2 protein-coding genes and 1 pseudogene are annotated in these 2,249 nt (G+C 62.1%); all 3 read left to right on the top strand.

The genetic code is table 11. The features are described 5' to 3' along the window. A pseudogene (locus NW820_RS02175) lies at window positions 1-900 on the top strand (single-stranded-DNA-specific exonuclease RecJ); the annotation flags it as partial. Further along, window positions 890-1,555: a metallophosphoesterase family protein gene (locus NW820_RS02170; protein ID WP_414406569.1), complete on the top strand. Its 666-nt coding sequence runs from the start codon at window positions 890-892 to the stop codon at window positions 1,553-1,555. The pseudogene NW820_RS02175 and the gene NW820_RS02170, both read left to right, overlap by 11 nt. Before the next feature lie 58 nt (window positions 1,556-1,613). Continuing rightward, window positions 1,614-2,225 carry an RdgB/HAM1 family non-canonical purine NTP pyrophosphatase gene (rdgB, locus tag NW820_RS02165; protein ID WP_414406568.1) on the top strand — a complete coding sequence of 204 codons (612 nt, stop codon included), beginning with the start codon at window positions 1,614-1,616 and terminating at the stop codon, window positions 2,223-2,225. Window positions 2,226-2,249 lie beyond the last annotated feature (24 nt).

Below are 2,249 nucleotides of genomic sequence, written 5' to 3'. Positions count from 1 at the left end.
ATCCGTTGGCGGGGAGCGGAAACCCATCCGCTGCCGGAGCGAGTTGATGTAGCCTACACCCTCAAGGCCAAAACATGGCAGGGAGAAACCCAACTGGAGCTGGAAATTCTCGGGATCCAACCTGCCCAAGAGGCTGCCACTGCCGGCAAACCCCCTCTCGAGAAAACAGCGCCCCGCACCCCTGATGGGAGCAAGTCTCCCATCTCCCCCGCCTCTCTGGATGCCACTCCTCCCATGCCCAACTCCAAGCCCTCGACTGGCTCCCAGAGGGGGACAGAGCCCTCACCTCTGTTGATCTGGCGCCCCACCCCCCAGCCCACCCAGCCCTTGCGTTGGCAAGCTGTGGACCGGTTTTCTGTCCTCTGGCCTCAGGCGCAGGGAACCATCCTGTTCTACGGCTTCCGCCGCCCCTCGCTGGTCTTGTCTTCAAGGCCTACGGCCCGCTATCGCGAACGGCGGTACCTGACTCTCCACTACGACCGTCCCCAAGCCGGCCACCGCTATGATCAACTCTGGTTGTGGAGCTGGCCCCCTTCTCTGGATCACCTCAAGTGGCTGCTCTGTTGCACCCCCAGCAGCGAGCTGTTGATTGCCGTCCATCAGCAAGCGGTGCCCCTGCCCTCCGCTGCCAGCTTGCAACGCCAGCTCCGCCAATACCTGCAAACCCGCAGCCAGGTGGATCTGCTGCGCTTGGCCCAGCAGTGGTGGCTGTCTCCGGCAGTGTTGGTGGCAGGATTACGCTCCCTGGGGTACGCCTGCCCAGATTTTGGCCCCACGGGATCCCTCGGCGAAGAACTGGAAGCCCAGCAAGCTTGGTACAGCAGCTCCTGGCAGCAAGTTGCCGCCCTGCTTCAGGGATCCCACCTGGATTCTTCTGCTGCAGAGGCCCATGGGGATTAAACTGCTGCTCGGCTCTGACTACCACGGCAGCGCTCGGCTGATCCGGCAGGCCCTTGCCCATCTGCCGGAGGTGGATGCTTACATCAACTGCGGGGATTTCTGTTCCAAGGCCGGCAAACCTTCCCGCAAGGCCACCCAGGGCTTTCATCCGGCAGCCCAAGCAGAGGTGGTTCATCTGCAATCCTTTTTGGCGGCAGTGGAGAGCCTGGGCAAACCCTGGCTCTTTTTACCTGGCAACCACGATCCAGCAGCTTCGGTTTTGAATTCGCTGGTTGGCCGTTGGGGGCGGGCCATCACCCAGTCCTGCTGCTTTGAGTGGCTGGGGTTACAGGTTTTGGCTGTGCCCTGGACTCCCCCCTGTGGCTGGAGCTGGTCTCTGACCTCTGCCCATTTGCAGGAGCTGCTCACCCTCTACAGTCAGCCCCCCCGGCCCATTGACCTGCTGCTCACCCACGCTCCGCCGCGGGGCCTTTTGGATGAGGGGGGGAAGTGGTATCACCGCTGTACACCCACTTTGCGCCCCCTTTTGGAACAGGTGCAGCCCCGCTACTACATCTGCGGACACATGCACTGGGATGGGGGCAAGGTAGAGCGGTGCGGATCCACCCTGGTGATTAACACAGCCCTGCACAACATGGTTCTCGAGATCCATTAGGCAGGAAGCCCTTGGACAGCCTTCCGCCTCCTCAGATTTCCACTCGTAGGAACCTTCCATGACCCGTCCTTTGATCTTGGCCAGCAGTAGCCCCGGCAAATGGCGCGAGTTCAATGCCTTTTTCCAGGCCCATGCCCCTGCTTGGGAGCTGCGCCGCATGCCCTCAGAAATTGAGGTGGAAGAAACCGGCACCACCTTTGCCGAAAATGCCCTTCTCAAAGCCAGAGCCGTGGCCAAGTCTCTGGGGGAGTGGGCCATTGCCGACGATTCCGGCCTAGCGGTAGAAGCCCTTGGCGGCGTCCCTGGGATCCGCTCGGCTCGCTATGCCCCCAACGATGCTGCCCGCATCGAGCGGTTGCTCAGGGAAATGGAAGGGATCCCAAATCGCCGAGCCACCTTTCACTGCGCCATCGCCCTGGTGGATCCCCAAGGTGTAGTGCATGCCCTGGTGGAAGGGGTATGCTCGGGAGAGGTCTTGACCCAGCCGCGGGGAGAGGGGGGGTTTGGCTATGACCCCCTGTTTTGGGTGCCCGAAGTGGGGCTAACCTTTGCCGAGATGAGCCCAGCTCAAAAAGAGGCCATCGGCCACCGAGGCCGAGCCTTGCGCGCCTTGAAAGCGCAGTTGCCTCTCCTGGAGAAGCGTATGGGCTGGCTTGGATCCCAGCAATAGCCCCCGATGTCCTGGCTGGGGAGC

Source organism: Synechococcus sp. R55.7 (genome assembly GCF_047461955.1).
Taxonomy (GTDB): Bacteria; Cyanobacteriota; Cyanobacteriia; order Thermostichales; family Thermostichaceae; genus Thermostichus.
This window is presented reverse-complemented; position numbering and strand designations above follow the sequence as displayed.